Annotated in this window: 19 protein-coding genes; 7 read left to right on the plus strand and 12 right to left on the minus strand. The window is 68.6% G+C overall.

Features of this window, described 5'->3' with window-relative positions; all coding sequences use genetic code 11:
• Nucleotides 1-7 precede the first annotated feature (7 nt).
• Complete coding sequence (lhgO, locus tag G7043_RS22400; protein WP_166048440.1) at nt 8-1,201, plus strand: L-2-hydroxyglutarate oxidase; 1,194 nt, start codon at nt 8-10, stop codon at nt 1,199-1,201.
• 68 nt (nt 1,202-1,269) lie between these two features.
• Here lhgO and G7043_RS22405 read toward each other — a convergent pair whose 3' ends face one another.
• Nucleotides 1,270-2,448, minus strand: coding sequence for an acyltransferase family protein (locus G7043_RS22405; RefSeq protein WP_166048442.1), 1,179 nt, complete (start codon nt 2,446-2,448; stop codon nt 1,270-1,272).
• 112 nt (nt 2,449-2,560) lie between these two features.
• Here G7043_RS22405 and G7043_RS22410 point away from each other — a divergent pair, with 112 nt between their 5' ends.
• Entirely contained in the window at nt 2,561-3,694 is a 1,134-nt protein-coding gene (locus tag G7043_RS22410) for an acyltransferase family protein (protein WP_313888022.1), read from the plus strand.
• Here the strand turns inward: G7043_RS22410 and serS are convergent.
• Nucleotides 3,691-4,941, minus strand: a complete 1,251-nt coding sequence (gene serS, locus G7043_RS22415) for a serine--tRNA ligase (protein WP_166048444.1) — start codon at nt 4,939-4,941, stop codon at nt 3,691-3,693. The genes G7043_RS22410 and serS overlap by 4 nt on opposite strands.
• Before the next feature lie 132 nt (nt 4,942-5,073).
• Here serS and G7043_RS22420 point away from each other — a divergent pair, with 132 nt between their 5' ends.
• Nucleotides 5,074-5,385, plus strand: coding sequence for a hypothetical protein (locus tag G7043_RS22420; protein ID WP_166048446.1), 312 nt, complete (start codon nt 5,074-5,076; stop codon nt 5,383-5,385).
• 43 nt (nt 5,386-5,428) lie between these two features.
• Here the strand turns inward: G7043_RS22420 and G7043_RS22425 are convergent, their stop codons facing one another.
• From G7043_RS22425 to G7043_RS22435, 3 genes are read right to left on the minus strand one after another with little or no spacing between them, the layout of a single operon-like run.
• Entirely contained in the window at nt 5,429-5,884 is a 456-nt protein-coding gene (locus G7043_RS22425) for a DUF350 domain-containing protein (protein WP_112275936.1), read from the minus strand.
• Nucleotides 5,885-5,905: 21 nt separating this feature from the next.
• Nucleotides 5,906-7,069, minus strand: a complete 1,164-nt coding sequence (locus tag G7043_RS22430; protein WP_166048448.1) for a glutathionylspermidine synthase family protein — start codon at nt 7,067-7,069, stop codon at nt 5,906-5,908.
• 6 nt (nt 7,070-7,075) lie between these two features.
• Nucleotides 7,076-7,723, minus strand: a complete 648-nt coding sequence (locus G7043_RS22435) for a hypothetical protein (protein ID WP_242642564.1) — start codon at nt 7,721-7,723, stop codon at nt 7,076-7,078.
• A 206-nt stretch (nt 7,724-7,929) separates the two neighbouring features.
• Between G7043_RS22435 and G7043_RS22440 the strand changes: the two genes are divergently transcribed.
• Both G7043_RS22440 and G7043_RS22445 read left to right on the plus strand, forming a co-directional pair.
• On the plus strand, nt 7,930-8,934 hold the full coding sequence (locus G7043_RS22440) for a septum formation family protein (protein ID WP_166048450.1): 1,005 nt from the start codon (nt 7,930-7,932) through the stop codon (nt 8,932-8,934).
• Nucleotides 8,931-9,281, plus strand: coding sequence for a metallopeptidase family protein (locus tag G7043_RS22445; protein ID WP_166048452.1), 351 nt, complete (start codon nt 8,931-8,933; stop codon nt 9,279-9,281). Before G7043_RS22440 ends, G7043_RS22445 begins: the two co-directional genes overlap by 4 nt.
• On the opposite strand, the gene G7043_RS22450 is transcribed toward G7043_RS22445, so the two are convergent.
• Both G7043_RS22450 and pheA read right to left on the minus strand, forming a co-directional pair.
• On the minus strand, nt 9,278-9,874 hold the full coding sequence (locus G7043_RS22450; protein WP_166048454.1) for a histidine phosphatase family protein: 597 nt from the start codon (nt 9,872-9,874) through the stop codon (nt 9,278-9,280). The two genes, G7043_RS22445 and G7043_RS22450, sit on opposite strands and share 4 nt — an antisense overlap.
• Complete coding sequence (pheA, locus tag G7043_RS22455; protein ID WP_166048456.1) at nt 9,871-10,761, minus strand: prephenate dehydratase; 891 nt, start codon at nt 10,759-10,761, stop codon at nt 9,871-9,873. The genes G7043_RS22450 and pheA overlap by 4 nt, the downstream gene beginning before the upstream one ends.
• 135 nt (nt 10,762-10,896) lie before the next feature.
• Between pheA and G7043_RS22460 the strand changes: the two genes are divergently transcribed.
• Nucleotides 10,897-11,415 (plus strand): macro domain-containing protein, encoded by a 519-nt coding sequence (locus G7043_RS22460; RefSeq protein ID WP_166049326.1) that lies wholly within the window; start codon nt 10,897-10,899, stop codon nt 11,413-11,415.
• A gap of 47 nt (nt 11,416-11,462) precedes the next feature.
• Here G7043_RS22460 and G7043_RS22465 read toward each other — a convergent pair whose 3' ends face one another.
• Nucleotides 11,463-11,900, minus strand: a complete 438-nt coding sequence (locus G7043_RS22465) for a GNAT family N-acetyltransferase (protein WP_242642565.1) — start codon at nt 11,898-11,900, stop codon at nt 11,463-11,465.
• A gap of 118 nt (nt 11,901-12,018) precedes the next feature.
• Here G7043_RS22465 and G7043_RS22470 point away from each other — a divergent pair, with 118 nt between their 5' ends.
• Nucleotides 12,019-12,636 (plus strand): response regulator transcription factor, encoded by a 618-nt coding sequence (locus G7043_RS22470; RefSeq protein ID WP_313888023.1) that lies wholly within the window; start codon nt 12,019-12,021, stop codon nt 12,634-12,636.
• On the opposite strand, the gene G7043_RS22475 is transcribed toward G7043_RS22470, so the two are convergent.
• The 4 genes from G7043_RS22475 to G7043_RS22490 are packed head-to-tail and all read right to left on the minus strand — an operon-like array spanning nt 12,614 to nt 19,190.
• Complete coding sequence (locus G7043_RS22475) at nt 12,614-13,720, minus strand: GAF domain-containing sensor histidine kinase (RefSeq protein ID WP_166048463.1); 1,107 nt, start codon at nt 13,718-13,720, stop codon at nt 12,614-12,616. The two genes, G7043_RS22470 and G7043_RS22475, sit on opposite strands and share 23 nt — an antisense overlap.
• A gap of 5 nt (nt 13,721-13,725) precedes the next feature.
• Complete coding sequence (cydD, locus tag G7043_RS22480; protein ID WP_242642566.1) at nt 13,726-16,737, minus strand: thiol reductant ABC exporter subunit CydD; 3,012 nt, start codon at nt 16,735-16,737, stop codon at nt 13,726-13,728.
• Between the two features lie 17 nt (nt 16,738-16,754).
• A complete protein-coding gene (cydB, locus tag G7043_RS22485; RefSeq protein ID WP_166048467.1) occupies nt 16,755-17,723 on the minus strand; it encodes a cytochrome d ubiquinol oxidase subunit II in 969 nt (322 codons plus the stop codon).
• A gap of 12 nt (nt 17,724-17,735) precedes the next feature.
• A complete protein-coding gene (locus tag G7043_RS22490; protein ID WP_166048469.1) occupies nt 17,736-19,190 on the minus strand; it encodes a cytochrome ubiquinol oxidase subunit I in 1,455 nt (484 codons plus the stop codon).
• Nucleotide 19,191: the final 1 nt, after the last annotated feature.

Consider the following 19,191-nt stretch of genomic DNA (forward strand, 5'->3'; position numbering starts at 1 on the left):
ATTTGACGTGCGACACATCGCGGTGATCGGCGGTGGCATCGTCGGTTTGGCGGTCGCCAACGAGCTGGCGGGACGCGGTCATCAGGTGACCGTGCTGGAGAAGGAATCCCACTGGGCAGCGCACCAGACGGGTCACAACAGCAACGTCGTGCACGCCGGTCTGTACTACAAGCCGGGTTCGTTCAAGGCGCGGATGTCCGTGGCGGGCAACGCATCCATTGTGGACTTCGCCAAGGAGCACGGCGTCCCCTACGAGGTCTGCGGCAAGCTCGTCGTCGCCACCTCTGAGGACGAGATCCCGCGGCTCAACGTGCTCGCCGAGCGGGCAGAGGCCAACGGTGTCCCCGCCCGGATGATCTCCGCCGCCGAGGCCCGCGAGTACGAGCCGGAGGTCGCGACCGTCGCCGCGCTGCGCGTCGAGTCCACCGGCATCATCGACTTCCCCGCCGTGTGCCGCGCGCTGGTGAAGCTGCTCAACGTGCACGGCGCTGACCTGCGCCTGAACAGCCCGGTGCTGGGCATTCGCTCCTCGCCGGTCGGCGCCGGTGTGGAATTGGCCACTCCGCAGGGGATCGTCCGCGCCGACGCGCTGGTGAACTGTGCCGGACTCCACAGCGACCGCATCGCGCGGATGGCCGGTTTGAACCCGTCCGCGACGATCGTCCCGTTCCGCGGCGAGTACTTCGAGCTCACGCCGGAGCGCCGCGGCCTGGTGCGCGGCCTCATCTACCCGGTGCCGGACCCCACGCTGCCGTTCCTCGGCGTCCACCTGACCCGGATGCTCGACGGCAGTGTCCACGCCGGACCGAACGCGGTGCTGGCGCTGCGCCGCGAGGGGTACAAGTGGTCGCAGTTCTCGGCCACCGACCTGTTCGAGGTCGCGAAGTTCCCCGGCACCTGGCGGCTGGCGAAGAAGTTCGCCCGCACCGGTGTCGAGGAGGTGCTGAGGTCGTTCTCCCGCAAGCGGTTCGCCGCTTCGCTCGCCCGGCTCGTGCCGGCCGTGCAGGAGCAGGACCTGGTGCGCGCGGAGGCCGGTGTGCGGGCGCAGGCGATGCTGGCCGACGGTTCGCTGGTCGACGACTTCCTGTTCGAGACGGCGGCGCGTCAGGTGCACGTGCTGAACACCCCGTCGCCGGCGGCCACGTCGTCGCTGGAGATCGCCAAGCACGTGGCCGACCAGGCCGAGTCGTCGCTTTCCTGATCTTCTGACGCGGGTTGCGGCGCGGGGGCGACCTCGCGCCGCGAGTCCGCGTGGGGCTGGATCCCAGCTCAGCTCGACCGAGTCGCCCGTTCGAGGTCCCGGTCGAGCTGCTGGAGTTCGATCGGGACCTTCGGCTCGATCAGGTACTTCACCCGCAGCCGCAGGAACGGCGACTCGATGCCGTGATAGGTCACCATTGCCACCGCGATCGAGACCGGCAGGAACAGCGCCGCGACGGTGACCAGCGCGCTCGCCATCGCGCCGATGCCGGGAATCTCGATCCACCAGCGGTTGTTCACCAGCACGCCCGCGATCACCAGGTGCAGCAGGTACAGCGAGAAGCTCAGCTCACCGATCTTCGTGACCGTGCGGGCGACGACGTTCGTCGCCCGGACCGTCGCCACGTACGTGAGGACGACGAGCGCCCACATGCCGCCCTCGACGTCGACCCAGACCAGGCGCCACCAGCCGTGGTTGAAGAACCCGTGCACCTGGTTGAAGGCCCAGAGCGCCGCGACGACGATCCCCGCGCTGGCGCCGATCTTCCACCAGCCGCGGAAGTGGTCCGCGTACCTGAGGTAGAGCCACGCGGCGATCATGCCGATCAGGAACTGGTCGATCCTGCCGACGAGGTTGTAGTAGAGGATCGAGTCGGGGTTCGGCACCGTCGTGACGAACCAGACCAGCGCCCTGATCACCGCGATCGCGGCGAACAGGCGCAGGAACGTCGGCAGCCCGAACCGCGTCAGCAGCTTGTTGAGCAGCGGGAACAGCAGGTAGAACTGCATCTCCACGGCGACGGCCCACAGCGCGCCGGAGGAGATGTCGCCGAGCACCAGCGCGCCGGGCAGATTGCCGAGGCCGAGCACGGTCTGCAGGAACGGCAGGAAGCCGAACGCGCCGGGGTTGGCCGCGAGCGCGATCAGCACGATCACCATGAACAGCGGGTAGATCCGCAGCAGCCGGTTGGCCATGAACCGCGGGTACGAGACGTCCTTGCCGATCGTGCCGACGGCGAAGATGAACCCGCTGAGCACCATGAACAGCGTGACGCCGGTGTGTCCCTCGAAGATCACCGTGGCGGCCGGGTTGGTGGAGTACAGCCAGTCCTCGCCGAACTGGAACGGCCGGTCGTGCGCGATCCAGGTGCCGAAGATCTGCGTGCCGTGGAAGAAGATGACGAGCAACACCGCGTACGCGCGGAGCTGGTCCACGGAGGCCATGTACGGCCTGTTGCTGCTGCGCACTTCCGTTCCCCCAGGTTGGGCAAGCACGCAGAGTACCTGGACACGTCAAGTACCCTCACCCGATCGATGAATCAGGCCACGATCGTGAGGCCTGTCTGGGGGAAGGTTCAACGTGCGCTCGTTCAGCCATGCCGACTTTCTGGCGCTGCGAAGATTCCCGGCGCTCGACGGCCTGCGTGCCGTCGCCGCCATCCTCGTGATCATGTTCCACTACGGCGGCCGTCAATGGGGCTGGATCTCCGGGTGGATCGGCGTCCACATCTTCTTCGTCCTCTCCGGCTTTTTGATCACCACCCTCGCGTTGCGCGAGGAAGACCGCAGCGGCCGGGTCTCCCTGCGGGACTTCTACCTCCGGCGCGCGTTCCGGATCCTCCCGGTCTACTTCGCGGTGCTGGGTCTCAACGTCGCGGTGCACGTGATGCGCGGTGACTTCCGCAGCTCCGGCCTCGTCGACAACCTGGCCTACTACCTCACCTTCACGAGCGAGTTCGTGGACCTTCCGGTGGCGCCGTTCGCGCAGTCCTGGACGCTCGGCATCGAGCAGAAGTTCTACCTGGTGTGGCCGTTGCTCGCGTTCGTCCTGTGCGCACGGGTCTTCGCCCGCCGCCTCGCGATGACGCTGACGACCCTGGCCGTGCTCGTCCTCACGCTGCTGCCCGCCACCGACAACCACGACAGCATCGCCGTGCACTACATCCCGCTGATCCTCGGGTCGCTGCTCGCGATCGTGCTGCACAACCCGAAGGGCTTCGCGCTGCTGAGCGGCCTGACGAGGCCGGTCGCCGTGTGGGTCGTCGGGATCATGTTCCTCGCGGCCCACTGGAGCATCTGGCCGGTCTTCCAGTGGCTCAGCGGTGGCGTCGTGTCGTTCAACGACTCCTACCTGATCATCATCCCGGCCTACTCGGTGGTGGTCACGCTGCTGATCCCGACCCTGCTGGCGCCCGGACCGGGCCGCCGGCTGCTGAGCACCGGGGTCATGAGGTACATCGGTGACCGGTCCTACTCGATCTACCTGGTGCAGGGCATGGCCGGCGTCGCGGTGGCGGCGATGTTCCCGAAGCTGCTCAACTGGCCGACGCTGAACTGGATCGGCGTCGGCCTGGTGTCACTCGCCCTCGCGGACCTGCTGTTCCGCTACGTCGAGCAGCCGCTGATCGAGGTCGGCCGCAACGTCGTGAACCGCCGGAAGAAGGCGGATCCGGTCGTCGCGGCCGAACCTGCGTTGGTCCCTCAGCCCGCCTAGCGGGGCTTCAGCACGTCCGTGCCCATGAACGGGCGCATCGCCTCGGGAACCACCACCGAGCCGTCGGCCTGCTGGTGGTTCTCGAGGATCGCGACGATCCACCGGGTCGTGGCCAGCGTGCCGTTGAGCGTGGCGGCGATCTGCGTCTTGCCGTTCTCGTCCCGGTAGCGCACGTTGAGCCGGCGCGCCTGGAACGTGGTGCAGTTCGACGTCGAGGTCAGCTCGCGGTACTTCTGCTGGGTCGGCACCCACGCCTCGCAGTCGAACTTGCGGTGCGCCGACATGCCGAGGTCACCGGTCGCCGTGTCGATGACGCGGTAGGGCACCTCGATCTTGGCGAGCATCTCCTCTTCCCAGCCGAGCAGCCGGGCGTGCTCCGCCTCGGCGTCCTCGGGCTTGACGTAGGAGAACATCTCGACCTTGTTGAACTGGTGCACGCGGATGATGCCGCGGGTGTCCTTGCCGTACGAGCCGGCCTCGCGCCGGTAGCACGACGACCAGCCCGCGTACCGCTTCTCGCCGTCGAGGATCTCGTCGGCGTGGTAACCCGCCAGCGGCACCTCGGACGTGCCGACGAGGTACAGGTCGTCGTCGGGCAGGTGGTAGATCTCGCTCGAGTGCGCCCCGAGGAACCCGGTGCCCGCCATGATCTCCGGCCGCACCAGCGTGGGCGTGATCATGAGGTCGAACCCGTTGGCCGTGGCCTGCGCCGCCGCCATGTTGAGCAGCGCGAGCTCCAGCTGCGCGCCGACGCCCTTGAGGAAGTAGAACCGGCTGCCGCCGACCTTGGCGCCGCGCTCCATGTCGATCGCGCCGAGCCTGGTGCCCAGGTCGAGGTGGTCGAGCGGCTCGAAGTCGAACTGCCGCGGCTCGCCGACCGTCTTGACGACCACGAAGTCGTCATCGCCACCGACCGGTGCGTCCGGGTGCACGAGGTTCGGGATCTTGGCCAGCAGGTCGTTGACCAGCTCGCTGGTGGCGTTCTGCTCGGCCTCGGCGGCCTTGACCTCGGCGGCCAGGTCCTTCGCCTTGGTGAGCAGCGCCGCGCGCTCGTCACCCTTGGCCTTGCCGACCTCCTTGCCGAGCACCTTCTGCTCGCCGCGCAGGGTGTCCGCGCGGGAGATCGCGCTGCGGCGCCGCTCGTCAGCGGACAGCAGGGAGTCGACGACACCCTCGTCCTCGCCGCGAGCGCGCTGCGAAGCGCGCACGATCTCCGGGTTCTCGCGCAACACCTTGAGGTCAATCACCCTTTGAAGGGTAGACCTGCGGTTCATCCGAATTTTGTCCGGGGAGGTGCGCGGTGCGGGACGACTTCCTGCCAGATCGGAACTCAGGGCAGCAACACGCCGACCGCGATCAGGCTCAACTCCAACCAGGCCGTGCCCGGCACCTACCTCGTCGAGGGCTCCCCGTCCTGCGGCCGTGGCGGCAGGACCTGCATCAGCACCACCGGCAGCTTCGTCAGCGACGACGGCACGATCGTCCGCACCGGCGTCTACCTGCGGGGGATCCCGAAGCCGGTGAAGCGCGGGGACCGCGTCCGCGCGTTCGACGTCGGCGAGCAGGGACGAGTGTTCCTCCAGGAGAGCGAGACCGGCTGGCCGTTCCTGGGGCCGATCGCGTTCGGCGTACTGGGGTTGCTGGTGCTCGGCTTCGGGTCGTGGCGTCTGCGGCGCTGGTGGAAAAGCTGAGGGACCCGGCGCCACAGGCACCGGGTCCCTCGACGAAGCGCTACTAGCTGATGGCGACCGCGACCACGAGGCCGAGCGCCACGTGCGCCGACGCGACGACCACGGAAGCCGGCGCGAACCGGTCCGACTCGATGATCGAGCCGATGTCCAGCTTGGTGACCCACTCCAGCAGACGCACGGCGGCGACCTGCACGATGATGCCGACCAGGCCGTAGATCAACGCGGACAGCAGGCCCTCGTCGAGCTTGCCGACCGAGCTGGTGATCGCGATGACGACGATGAACGCCATCGAGACGAGACCGGAGGCGGTCACGATCACCGCGTTCGGGGCGCCGTTGCGGACGAGGGCGGACAGCTTGCCCGGCGTCGTCCAGTCGATGGCGTAGAACCCGAACACCATGAGGACGAGACCGACGACGGCGTACAGCGCGATAGCGCCGATGTTCCGACCCAAGGTCGCGCCGAAGCCGGGATCCAACGCGAGCAGCGTGGTCGTCATTTGCTGTTCCCTTTCGGAGTCTTACTCGACAATTCGATGCGGCACGAACGCCGCGCCATCGTCGGTCACGAGACCGACTGTTTCCCGGATGCCGAGGCCGGCCGACGTGTCGCCGACGACCCAGGCGCCCAACGCGGGGCGGTAGCCGTCGAAGTCCGGAAGCGGATCGAACAGCTGGTACACGAACCCTTCTTTGCCGTACACGCCACCGGTCTGCGTTTCGTACCCCGGGGCGACGATCTGGATGTTCGACCCCTCGCGGCCGAGCAGCGGCTTGCGCACGTACTCGGTGAGCATGCCGGGGTCGTTCAGGTAGGCCGGGAGCAGGTTGGGGTGGCCGGGGTACATCTCCCACAGGATCGCGAGCAGCGCCTTGTTGGAGAGCAACATCTTCCACAGCGGCTCGACCCACAGGGTGCCGGGCAGCGACTCGACGGCGTGCCGGCCGAACTGCTCCTCGACCACCCACTCCCACGGGTAGAGCTTGATCACCGTGTTCATCGGGGCCTCTTCGAGGTCGACGAACCGGTTGAGCAGCGTGTCCCAGCCGATGTCCTCGATCGCGAGACCCACGGTGTTCAGGCCCGCCTCGGCGGCCGTCTCCTGCAGGTAGGCGACGGTGAGGTGGTCCTCGCCGGACGGGTCGGCGCCGGACCAGCTGAAGTGCACCTCGCTGGACGGCAGCTTCGAGCCCACCTCGGTCCACCGGGCGACCAGCTGCTCGTGCAACGAGTTCCACTGGTCGTCGTCCGGGAACACGTCGGTCTTCCAGTGCCACTGGACGATCGCGGCTTCCAGCAGTGACGTCGGCGTGTCGGCGTTGTACTCGAGCATCTTCGCCGGGCCGGAGCCGTCGTAGCGCAGGTCGAAGCGCCCGTAGACGTGCGGGTCGCGGCGCCGCCAGGACTCGGCGATGTGCGGCCACACCCACTCGGGGATGCCGAAGTCGCGGTACCGCTCGGTGAGCACCACGTTGTCCACCGCGTCGAGGCACATGGAGTGGAGCAGCTCGACGTCGGCTTCGAGCGACAGGATCTCGCTCATCTCGAACACGTAGTGCACCGACTCGTCCCAGTACGGACGGTCGGCGCCGTCGGCGTACTTCGCGGGCAGGCCGAACACCAACCCCTGGTCCGAAACCGTGCGCTGCCAGTTCGGCCGCGGTTGCGAGGTTTCACGACGCAACTCGGATCAGCCTCCGCTGCTGGACGAGCCGCTGCTGACGCCGAACCCGCCGCGCTGGACGGACGTGCCCGACTTGGTCGTGACGTTCGCGCCCTTGGGGGCGGTGTAGCTGCCGCCGACCGCCTTCTGACCGACCACGCCGGAGCCGCCGTAGTTGTAGCGGTACGAGCTGCCGCCGATGTAGATGAAGCCGCCGCTGCTGTACCCGCCGTGGCTGCGGTAGTACGACTCGTCGCAGTAGTCGTCGTCGACGATCACGTTGTTGGAGTCGGTGCACTGCGCGGTGACGTTCTTCGGGCTGGCGGCCGCGTACCAGATCGCGACCAGCGCGACGACGCCCACGGTGACACCGCCGCCGATGAGCCAGCGCTTGCGCGTCTTGCGGCGCTTCTCGAAGGCGGCGGACTCGGCGGCGAACCGCTCCTGCTGAGCCTTCAGCGCGGCGGCACGAGCGCGCTGTTCGGCGACCGTCGCCTGGCGCGGCTTCGTCACGCCGGCCTGCTGCTCACGCATGCTGCCCTTGCCCTTGACGGGCGCGTTCGGCTGCGGAGCCGGCTGGTACGGCGGCGGCTGTTGAGGTTGGCCGGCCGGTCCCGACGGCTGTCCCGGCTGGGGCGTCGGCTGGCCAGGTCCTGGCAGGTTGTTGTCAGTCATCACCACTCCCGCGGGCAAGGTACCTAGCGAGGCGACTCAAACACGGCCGATTCAGTGACGAGTGTCCTAATAGCAACACTCCACCAACCCGGCGCACAGCCGCCTCACACGGCACGGGCATCATGGATGAGATGTCTCCGAGCGCCGGTTGGTTGAGTCGATCTGGTCACATCCGCGACACGCGGCTTGTGATGGTCGGCGCTTTCGTGGGCGCGTTCGGCTTGTTGATGTTGTCCGCGTTCACCTCGGTGCTGGCCGGCGGGCCGCTCTCGCTCAAGCGCGAACAGGTCAACGCGGCCTACCAGGCCGCCCCCGGCGAGTGCCTGAACTGGGAAAAGCCCGATCTGTCCGACGCGCAGAAGGTCGACTGCTCGGCGGCCCACAAGTTCGAGGTCACCGGCACGGCGGACATCACCGGCGCCTACCCGAAGGAAGCGCCGTTCCCGCAGCCGGACGCCTGGGAGAAAATCGCTCAGGACAACTGCGCGCAGGCCGCGACCACCTACATGTCCGGCAAGCTCGACCCGGAGGGCAAGTACGGCGTCAGCACGCTGAACCCCGACGAGAAGCGCTGGTCCGGTGGTTACCGCCAGATCCGCTGCGGCCTGCAGGTCACCGCACCCTCCGGCGCCGCCCTGCCGTCGTTCGGCAGCGCCAAGTCCCAGGACCAGTCGAACGTGTACGACCCCGGCGTGTGCGTCGCGCTCGGCGACAAGAACACGGTCGGCGACCCGATCGAGTGCGCCAAGCCGCACGTGTTCGAGATCGTCGGCGTCGTGCAGCACCCCGAAGGACCGTTCCCGGCGGACGCGGCGCAGGACGCGGCGATGCTGGAGAAGTGCGCGGCGATCGCCGCCGACTACACCGGTGGCGCCGACCTGAAGGCCAAGGGCCTGCTGATCACCTGGGACAACCGCTCCGAGAAGAGCTGGGCCGTCGGGTCCCGCAAGGCCAACTGCAAAGTCGGCGCCCCACCCCAGGGCGAGAACCTGGTGGCGTGGGAGGGCACCGTCCGCAACCCCAACGGCGCCCCGCTGACCACCTCGAACCCGCCGCAGACCACCTCGGTCAAGCCGCAGGCCGAACCGACCGGTGCCCCGCTGCACTCGGAGTCCGGCCAGCCGCCCTCGGAGTCCGGCAAGCCCTCCGACTCCGGCAAGCCCGACAAGCCCTCCTCCAGCGCGCCCGCCACGACGACGGAGACCCGATGACCGTCGAGATGACCCGAGCTCGCTTCGACGAGCTGGTCGAAGAGGCGCTGGACCTGGTCCCGCCCGACTTCATGCACGCGATGAACAACGTCGTGGTGCTCGTCGAGGACCGCAACCCCGACGAGCCGTCACTGCTCGGGCTCTACCAGGGCATCGCGCTGACCGAGCGCAACACCGACTACGGCGGCTCGCTGCCCGACCACATCTTCATCTACCGCGAGGCGATCCTCGACATCTGCGACACGGAGGACGACGTCGTGGAGGAAGTGATCATCACCGTGGTGCACGAGATCGCGCACCACTTCGGGGTGGACGACGCCAAGCTGCACGAGCTGGGCTGGGGTTAGGACACCTCGACGCCGGCCCAGGAGCGGCACATCCAGCCGTCGCCCTCGGTCTCCAGCACCACGACCCCGGTGTTCGGCAGCAGGTTCTCCGCCAGCTCCACCGGCACGTTCGACGCCAGCGCCAGCGCGCCCATCCGGCCCGCACCGCCGTGCGTCACGACCATGACCGTGCCGTCCTGGCGGATCGACTCGATGGCGCTGAGGAACCGGTCCAGCACCTGCTGCCCGCTTTCACCACCGTCGGGGAACGCGACGTCCAACGCCCCTTCGGCCCACCTGATCACCGTCTCCAGGTAGGCCTTGTACGCCGCGGTGTCGTTGCGACCCTCCAGCGAGCCGACCTGGATCTCCTCGACGCCCTCCAGCACCTGCACGGGCAGGCCGAAGCGTTCGGCGGTGGGCTGGGCGGTTTGCTGGGCGCGCAGGCCGATGCTGGCGTAGACGGCCACCAGGTCTTCCGCGCCGAGGGTGTCGGCGAGCTCGCGGGCCTGCTTGTGGCCCAGCTCGGTGAGCGGGGGACCCGGCATGGCCGTGTCCAGCTTGCGTTCGATGTTCGACGCCGTCTCACCGTGCCTGACCAGCAGCAACCTCACCCGCGCTCGCCCTTTCTGACAGCATCGACCCAAGCGGCTGCTGCGGCGAACTCGTCGTTGTGAGCCTCAACGGGCTCGTGGTCGGCCTTCGGGAAGGACCCGAGGAACCGGATCTCGCGCGAGTGTCGGTGCAGCGCGGCCAGCGCGTCACCGATCCTCGGTTCTGCGATGTGCCCCTCGACGTCGATGTAGAAGCGGTACGTCCCCAGTTTGCCCTTCTGCGGACGTGATTCGAGGCCGGTGAGATTGATGCCACGCAACGCGAGCTCGGTGAGCAGCTCGGACAGCACGCCCACGCGGTTCGGGGTGGTCACCACGACACTGGTGCGGTCTGCTCCGGTCGGCTCAGGCAACTGGCCCGGTTGGGCGAGCAGCAGGAACCGGGTGCGCGCGTCGGGCACGTCCAGGACGTCCACCGCGAACTCTTCCAACGCGTAGTGGTGCACGGCCACCGGGGCGGTCACGGCGGCGTCGAACTCACCGCGCTCCACGGCGGCGGCGGCGGCCGCGGTCGACGAGGTGGCGATCGAGGTGACGCCGGGCAGTTCCGCCGCGATCCACTCGCGGACCTGGGCCAGCGCGTGCGGGTGGGAGGCGATCGTCTTGATCTCCCGAGTGCCCGGCCGGACCAGGATGCTGAAGCGGACGTCCAGCACGGTCTCGGCCACCGCGACGACCGGCTCGTCCCGCACGAGAGCGTCCAGCGTCGCGGGCACGGCGCCCTCGACGGAGTTCTCGATCGGCACGCACGCGAACTCGGTCTCGCCCTTGCGCAGCGCCGCGAAGGCGAGCGGGATCGTCTCGACCGGGACGAGCTCGCCCTCGAAGCGGAGCGCTGCCTGCTCGGTGAAGGTTCCCTGTGGTCCGAAGTACGCAATGCGCGGCATCGGGTCAGCCTAGAGGCGAGAATCACGCGTGTGTCAGCGGCCAAACCTGGGTTCCGCCAGGACCGTTCGAACTGGAATGCTTGAGGCGTGCCCGCTCTAGCGCCTGAACTCGTGTTGTGCGCGGTCGACGAACCGATGGCGAACGCTTGGCACGCCGTCGCGGACGGACGCACCGGCGTGCGGGTGCATCGCGGGTCCGTGCTGGACATCCACGCGCAGGCCATCGTCAGCCCGGCCAACTCCCAGGGCTGGATGCGCGGCGGCATCGACGCCGTCTACGCCACGGCGTTCCCCGAGGTCGAGACCAACGTCCGCAGCGCGGTCCTCACGCTGCACGGCGGTGAGCTCCCGGTGGGCGAGGCGCAGATCGTGGCGACCGGTGAGACCGAGCCGGCCTGGCTCATCAGCGCGCCGACCATGCGCCGGCCCGGCGAGCGGCTGCCGGTCGACACCGTCCACCCGTACCTGGCGGCGCGAGCGGTCCTGCGGCTGTGGCTCGAAGGACGCATGGAGGACGGCACGCCGGTGCGCGACGCCGTCCGCACCATCGCGATGCCGGGGCTCGGCACCGGGGTGGGAGGCGTCGCGCCGTCCACGTGCGCGCATCAGGTCGCGGCCGCCTGGGACGAGGCGTTCAACCCGCTCCACGTGTAGTCCAGGTTGTGCACAACCCTGTGGACAGAGTTGTGGATGCTTGTGGACTACTGCCGTGGCGCGACCCATCGTTCCAGGTCGACCTCATCTGTGATGGGGATGCCGAAATCCCCAACCGCGGGTATCTCCGGTTTGAGCTTGCGGGCTTCGCGCACCGCATCGGGTCTCAACGCCGCCAGCTTGAACCCGCGCCGCTGGTAGAAGCGGATCGCGTCCAGGTTGTCGTTGGTGGTCGTCAGGCGCACCCGAGTGCAACCGAGTGTGCGCGCCTGGCGGACCGCGGCGTCGACCAGCGCGGTGCCGACGCCGCGGCCCCGCCGAAGCGCGTCGATCGTGACGATCTCCAGCTGGTGGTTCGCCACCGCGTAGGTCAGCAGACCCAGCACGTGGCCCTGCTTCTCCACGAGGAAGCCCGGCAGACTCGCCGGGAAGAACACCTCACCGTGCGCGACGGCGGTGTGCGCTCCCCATAGCTCTAGGACCAATCGGGCGACAACTATGCGATCTGCTTCCTCGATCGGCCTTACCGAGCCTTCTGCCATGACAAGAACTGTGCCAATCCGAGTCACACTCAGGAACAGCCATTCGACGTACGGTGGATTCGTGCCAGTGCGCGTTTTGTTGGTTGATGATCACGAAGTAGTGCGCAGAGGACTGCGCGAGATGCTCGACGACGAGGCCGACATCTCGGTCATCGCCGAGGCCGGGTCCGTCGACGAGGCGGTGACCCGCGCCCGAGCGACGCCGCCCGATGTGGCCGTCGTGGACGTTCAGCTCCCCGACGGCAGTGGTGTGGACCTCTGCCGGTCGTTGCGGGACCTGGGCATCCGTTGCCTCGTGCTGACTGCATTCGACGACGAAGAGGCGTTGGTCGGCGCCATCATGGCCGGTGCGTCGGGTTACCTCCTCAAGCAGGTTCGCGGCCAGGACGTCGTCACCGCCGTGCGCGAGGTCGCAGCTGGACGGTCCCTTCTGGACCCCGCCACCACAAGCCGAGTACTCGAACGGATGCGCAACCCAGCCCCGGTTGGCCTCACCGACCAGGAACAGCGCGTGCTCGAACTCATCGGCGAGGGCCTGACGAACCGCCAAATCGGTGAACGGCTCTTCCTCGCGGAGAAGACCGTGAAGAACTACGTGACGTCCGTGCTCTCGAAACTCGGCATGGAACGGCGGACGCAGGCCGCCGCCTGGGTGGCTAAACGGGGACGGACCAGGTGAGAGTCGTCCCGTTCGGCGAACTCACGACGCGGAAATCGCCGTTCGCGGACTTCGCCCGTTCCGCGAGATGCCGCAATCCGCGCTGAGTCACACCGGACGGGATGCCACACCCGTTGTCCGCGACACGCAGCAGCAGATGCTTCTCGTCTCGCCGTACGTCGATCTGGACGTGTGTCGCGCCTGAGTGCCGCACGACGTTCGACAACGCCTCTCGCAGCGCTGCCCGTGCGTCGTCGGCGTGCTTGCGCGGCACGTTCGCCAGGTCGCCGACCACGTGCAGGCGCGGGGCGAACCCGAGCAGCTCGCCGGCGGTGCGGACCTCGGCCTTGATCGAGTCGTGCAGGTCGGCGGAGTCGGCTGGGTCGGTGTTGCGCAGCGCGCGGACGGTCGCGCGCACCTCGGCGATCGTCTCGTCGACCAGCTCGACGGCCTCCTCGATCCGGGCGCGCTGACCCGAGTCGAGCTTCTTGCCCAGCCGCCGTTCCAGCAGGCTGAGCTGCACACCGGCACCGTAGAGCCGCTGGATGATCACGTCGTGCAGGTCACGGGCGATCCGTTCGCGCTCCTCGTAGACCGCGACGCGCTGCCGTGCCGTGAAGCCTTCCGACAACACGACGGCGAGCCCCGCCTGGGCCGCGAACGCCGTCAGCACGTCCACCGTCTCCTGCGTGAACGGCGGTTTGTCCCGCCGCCGGTACACGGCCAAAGCACCGATCTTGCGGTCAGAGGTGCCGAACGGCGCGACCGCGAACGGCCCGTAGCTGCGCAACGCCTGTGGCACGTACGGGGCCGTGCGCGGGTCGTTCGTGACGTCGTCGGCCATCACCGGGACCCCGGTGCGCGCGGCCTTCGCGGCGGCGCTGCGCGGGCTGAGCGTGGCTACGACCGGTTCGCCGCTGGACGCCTCGACGGTGAGCGTGCCGTCGTCTTCGCCGGTGGCGAGCATGGCCAGCCCGAGGTCGGCGTCCGCGATCTCCGCGGCCGCCTCCACCACGAGCCGCAGCACGTTCTCCGGGTCTTCCAGCGCCGCCGACGTGATCTCGGTGGACGCGACGAGCACGCGCCGCGCCAGGGAGGGGTCCATGGTCCTCAACGGTATGCGGGCGCGCCGAGGTTCAGCACGAGGTCTGCCCGCGCGGCCTCATCGGGCCGGTGGGTGATGTGCAAGATCGTCCTGCGGTCGTCGCGGAGCTGGTCCAGCAGCTTCCGCGCGGTCGGTTCGTCGAGGTGTGCGGTGGGTTCGTCGAGCAGGATCACCTCGGCGTCGTGCAGCAACGCCCTGGCGAGCGCGAGCCGTTGCGCCTCGCCGCCCGACACCTGGTCGGGCCTGATCACCGTGTCGAGCCGGTCCACCCACTCCGGCAGGCACACCGTGCGCAGCGCTTCCTTCAACCGCTCGTCGTCGTGCGGCCCCGACATCCGCAGGTTCTCCCGCACGGTCGTGCTGACCAGCATCGGTTCCTGCGGGCACCAGGTCGCGGCCGGCAGCTCCACGATGCCGCGCTCCGGCGGCAGGAAGCCCAGCAGCAGTGCGAACAGCGTCGACTTGCCGCTGCCCGACGGTCCGACGATCGCGACGTGCGTGCCGGGCTCGACGTTGAGGTGCAGGTCGGTGAGCGTCGGCTCGCTCGCGCCGGGCCAGCGGACGTCGACGTTCTCCAGCCGAATCCGCTTGCCCCTCGGCGCTTCCGGACGTTCCGGCGCGTCGAACTGCAGCCGTGCGCTGGCCTCCCGGAGCGCCCTGCGCTGCTGAGCGGCGAGCGGCAGGGCGGCCAGTGGTTCGGCCAGAGCGAGCGGGACGAGGCCGAGCACCGGGTTGCCGGTGGTGGCGCAGACGAGGGCCGCCACACCGGTCGCGAGCAGGACGATCGCCGTGGCCGCGCCGGTGCCAAACGCTTGCTTGCGGGTCTCCCCTGCCAGCTCGACGTCCTCGGCGTGCAGCTGCGCCAGAAGGCGGTGGTGGGCGTCGTGCGCGAGGAGATCCGGTGCGGCGGCGAGTGCGTTGATCGTGTCGCGGGCGACCTTGCGGCGGCCCCTCGCGAGCTTCGTGCTGGCCCGGCGCTCGGTCCACACCGCGACGGCGGGTGCGGCGAGCCCTGCCACGAGGAGCAGTCCACCCAGCGTGAGCGCGGCGGCCGGGTCGATGAACGCGAACAGGACCGTGGTCGCGATGCCCGCGCCGATGGCGACGACCGGTGGCACGAGGACGCGCGGCACCAGGTCGCGAACCGTGTCCGTGTCCTCGACGAGCCGTTGCAGCCCATCACGTCGTTGGACCCGCACGAGCCGCAACCACAGCTCAACGCGCAGCTTGGTGGCGAGCCGGAACGTCTCGTCGTGGGTGACCAGCCGTTCGACGTACCGCAACACGCCCTTGCTCAGCGCGAACGTCCGCACGCCCACGACCAGCACCGACAACGTCAGGATCGGCGGCATCTCGGCGGCGCGGGCGATCAGGTGAGCGGCCAGCGCGGTCAGCGCGATGCCCGCCACGGCCGCCAGCACGCCCAGCCCGGCCCCCTTCCACGGGATCGGCAGGCGCTTCGGGCGTTCCGGCTGCGTTTCCTCGGTGACGACCCTGGCGAACGTCTCCTCCTCCGTCGTCTCCTTCTCGCGGTGCGAGGCGAGGACGACAGCGGCGGTGGCACTGGCTTTCTTGATCGCTTTGTCGACTTTGCGACTTGTCACCGGGTCGAGGTGCGCGGTCGGTTCGTCGAGCAGCAGCACCGTCGCGCCGTGACGCACCCTCAGCAGGGCGCGCGCGACTGCGACGCGTTGCCGTTCGCCGGTCGAGAGGTCGGTGATGTGCCGGTCGAGCAGATGCGCCGCCACGACCTCATGCGCAACGTCCTCGATGTCCTCCGCCCCCGGAACCGTCAGCTCCAGCTCGGCCCGCGGCGTGGCAGCGGCGAACGCGGGCTTCTGCGGCACGTACGCGACCTCGCCCCCGACCTCGACCGTGCCATCCGTCGGCTCCACAAACCCCAGCAACACCTGGAACGTCGTCGACTTCCCCGCCCCGCTAGCCCCCTCAAGTCGATAAATCTCCCCCGCCCCAACCTCAAAACTCACCCCGTCCGGCGCAAACCCCCCACGCCGCAATACCCGGAGGTCCCTCACCCGAACGAGTGGTTTATGAGGGGAGCTTTCATAAACCAGAGGTTTGGGAAAGCTCCCCTCATCAACCACGACGGCGGCGACGCGGCGGACGGCTTCCAGGCCGTCCTCGCTGGCGTGGTGAGCGGCTCCGGCAGCGCGCAACGGCAGGTAGCACTCGGGCGCCAGGATCAGCACGACCAGCGCGGTCATCAACGTCATGTCGCCGTGCACGAGCCGGACGCCGACACCGACCGCGATCAACGCGACCGACAGTGAAGCGGCGATCTCCAGGACGAGGGCGCTCAAGAACGCGATCTTGAGCGTGCCCATCGTGGCTTTGCGGTGCTGCTCCCCGATCTGCTCGACCGCGGTCGCCTGTTGCTTGGCGCGGCCGAAGACCGTCAGAACGGGGAGGGCGCGGAGCAGTTCGAGCAGCTGGGCCGACAGGAGTTCGGTGACGTCCGCGGCCTTCTGCACGCGCTTCTCGGTGTACCAGCCGATCAACGCGGCGAAGACCGGGATCAACGGCACCGTGATCGCGATCAGGATCGCCGACGGCCAGTCCGTGAAGAGGATCCACGCACCGGCCAGCGGTGGCACGATCACGGCCGTGACCAGCGCGGGCAGGTAACGGGTGAAGTAGGCGTCGAGCGCGTCGAGGCCCTTGGTCGCGAGCACCGACAACTCGGCCGTGCCGCGGTCGGCGATCCAGCCGGGACCGCGTTCGAACGACTTCGCCAGCAGCTGGGTGCGCAGCTCTTCCTTCGCACCGGCGGCGGCACGGGCGGCAGCGCTTTCCGTCGCCCACGAAAGACCTGCGCGCGCCACGATCGCGACGGCGAGCAGCGGAAGGCCTTCGCGGGTCGTGATCACCGACGCCAGCGCGACGGCCTGGGCGACGAGCGCCAGGGCGTTGAGGAACGCCAGCGCGCCCACCCCGACGAGGGCGCGCCTGGCGTTCTTCGAGAGCTGGGGCAGTGCTCCCAGCGGGCCGCGTTTCATCAGTGGGCTGTGTCCATTCATTGGGCTGGGATGTGCCTGACGCCGATGCGCTTGCGGAACACCCAGTAGGTCCAGCCCTGGTAGACGAGCACCGCGGGCGTGCCGAACCCGGCGACCCAGGTGATCACCTGCAGCGTGTACGGGCTCGAAGCCGTGTTGGCGATCGTGAGCGACCACGCGTCGTTCAGCGTCGACGGCAGGACGTTCGGGTAGAGCGAGCCGAACAGGATCGCGACGCTCGCCGCGATCGCGAGCCCCATCAGCGCGAACGACTGGCCGTCGCGGTTCGCGAGCAGCCGCCACATCGCCGCGACGAGAACGACCACCACCACGCCCGCCCAGAGCCCGGCGACAATCGCGAGCAGCGCGATGAGCGGCAGCAACGCCACGGGCGCCAGCGTGATCGCGAGGCGACGAGCCCGTTCGCGGATCTCACCCTCGGTCTTGAGGGCGGTGAACACCGCGCCGTGCACCAACGCGTAGCCCGCGAAGGCAAACGCGCCGACGACCGTGTCGAACCGGATCGCCGCGAAGGGCGAACCCACGCGGTCGCCGTTCGCGTCGATCGGCAGGCCCAGCACCGTCGTCGAGATCAGCAGGCCGACGCAGAGGGTCGCGATCCACGAACCGGCGACGATCGTGACGTCCCACGCCTTGCGCCAGCGCGGGTTGTCGACCTTGCCGCGGTAGTCGAACGCGACCCCGCGCCCGATCAACGCGATGAGGAACAACGTAAGCGGCAGGTACGCGGCGCTCAGCAGCGCCGCATACCAGCCGGGGAAGGCCGCGAACGTGGCACCGATCGCGACGATGAGCCACACCTCGTTGCCGTCCCACACCGGCCCGATGGTGTTGATCATGACCCGGCGTTCGGCGTTGTCGCGGCCCAGAACGGGCAGCAGCATGCCGACGCCGAAGTCGAAACCTTCGAGGAACAGGTAGCCGAGCCACAGCACGGCGATGAGCACGAACCAGAGCGTTTCCACGTCGCCTCTCCCCTAGTACGCGAACGCCAGGGCGCCGTCGTCGGTCTTCTGGGGCAGTACGCCGGGTATCCCGCCTCTGACGTACTTGCGGATCAGGTAGAACTCCACGACCGCCAGCACGCTGTAGACCGCGGTGAGCGCGATGAGCGAGGTCAGGATCTCGCCGGGGGTGCTGTTCGAGACCGCCTGCGCGGTGAACATCCAGACACCGTCCACCCCGGTCGGGTTCGGCACCACCACGAACGGCTGCCGCCCCATCTCGGTGAAGATCCAGCCCGCGCTGTTGGCCAGGAAGGGCGTCGCGATGCCGGCGAGGCCGAGAGCCGGGAACCACCATCCGGTGGGCGTCCGGTTCTTGCGGGTCAACCAGAGCATGAACACACCCAGGCCGGCCGAGATCGCGCCGAACCCGATCATCAGTCGGAAGCCCCAGTACGTCACGGGCAGCGCCGGCACGTAGTCGATCGGCTTGCCGCTGAGCTCGCCGAGCTTGGGATCGACCGGATAGAACTCGCCGTACTTCTGCTGGTAGAGCGGGACGAGGTCCTGGATGCCCTTGACCTCGCTGCTGAAGTCGTTGTGCGCCAAGAAGCTCAGCAGTGCGGGCACGGTGATGCTCTTGACGTTCTCGCAGTCGGGCCTGGTGACGTCGCCGACCGCGAAGATGCTGAAGCTCGCGGGCTGTTCGGTGTGGCACAACGCTTCCGCGGCGGCCATCTTCATCGGCTGCTGCTCGAACATCAGCTTGCCCTGCAGGTCACCGCTGATGCTCAGGGCGGCGAACGCGACGACGCCGACCCAGGTGCCGAGCTTGAGCGAGCTGCGCCAAACCTTCTCGTCCTGCGACTTGCGGTAGAGGTGCCACGCGGCGATGCCCACGAGGAACGCACCGGCCACGGCGAACGCCCCGGCGATGGTGTGCGGGAAGGCGGCGAGCACCGTGTTGTTGCTCAGCACGGCCCAGATCGAGGTGAGCCGCGGCCGGCCCTCGTGCAGCTCGATGCCGACCGGGTGCTGCATCCACGAGTTGGCGGCGAGGATGAAGTACGCGCTGGCCATCGTGGCGAGCGAGAACGCCCAGGCGCAGGCGAGGTGAACCTTCTTCGGCAGCTTGTCCCAGCCGAAGATCCACAGGCCGAGGAACGTCGACTCGACGAAGAAGGCGACGATCCCCTCCATCGCGAGCGGCGCGCCGAACACGTCACCGACGAACCGCGAGTAGGCGCTCCAGGCCATGCCGAACTGGAACTCCTGCACGATGCCCGTCACGACACCCATGGCGAAGTTGATCAGGAGGAGCTTCCCCCAGAACTTCGTCATCTTGTAGTAGCGCTCGTTGCCCGTGCGCACCCACGCGGTCTGCATCCCGGCGACCAGCAGGGAGAGGCCGATCGTCAGCGGCACCATCAGGAAGTGGTAGACGGTGGTGATGCCGAACTGCCACCGCGCGAGTTCGAGTACGTCCACG

This window comes from Lentzea alba, assembly GCF_011067745.1.
In the GTDB taxonomy this organism is placed as follows: Bacteria; Actinomycetota; Actinomycetes; order Mycobacteriales; family Pseudonocardiaceae; genus Lentzea; species Lentzea alba.

Bases quoted from the DNA above. Each gene is read 5' to 3' on its own strand.
- G7043_RS22445 (WP_166048452.1), top strand. From the start codon at position 8,931: ATGACCGTCGAGATGACCCGAGCTCGCTTCGACGAGCTGGTCGAAGAG.
- G7043_RS22425 (WP_112275936.1), bottom strand. From the start codon at position 5,884: ATGACGACCACGCTGCTCGCGTTGGATCCCGGCTTCGGCGCGACCTTG.
- cydD (WP_242642566.1), bottom strand. From the start codon at position 16,737: ATGAAACGCGGCCCGCTGGGAGCACTGCCCCAGCTCTCGAAGAACGCC.
- G7043_RS22475 (WP_166048463.1), bottom strand. From the start codon at position 13,720: ATGGACCCCTCCCTGGCGCGGCGCGTGCTCGTCGCGTCCACCGAGATC.
- pheA (WP_166048456.1), bottom strand. From the start codon at position 10,761: ATGCCGCGCATTGCGTACTTCGGACCACAGGGAACCTTCACCGAGCAG.
- G7043_RS22435 (WP_242642564.1), bottom strand. From the start codon at position 7,723: ATGACTGACAACAACCTGCCAGGACCTGGCCAGCCGACGCCCCAGCCG.
- G7043_RS22460 (WP_166049326.1), top strand. From the start codon at position 10,897: ATGGCGAACGCTTGGCACGCCGTCGCGGACGGACGCACCGGCGTGCGG.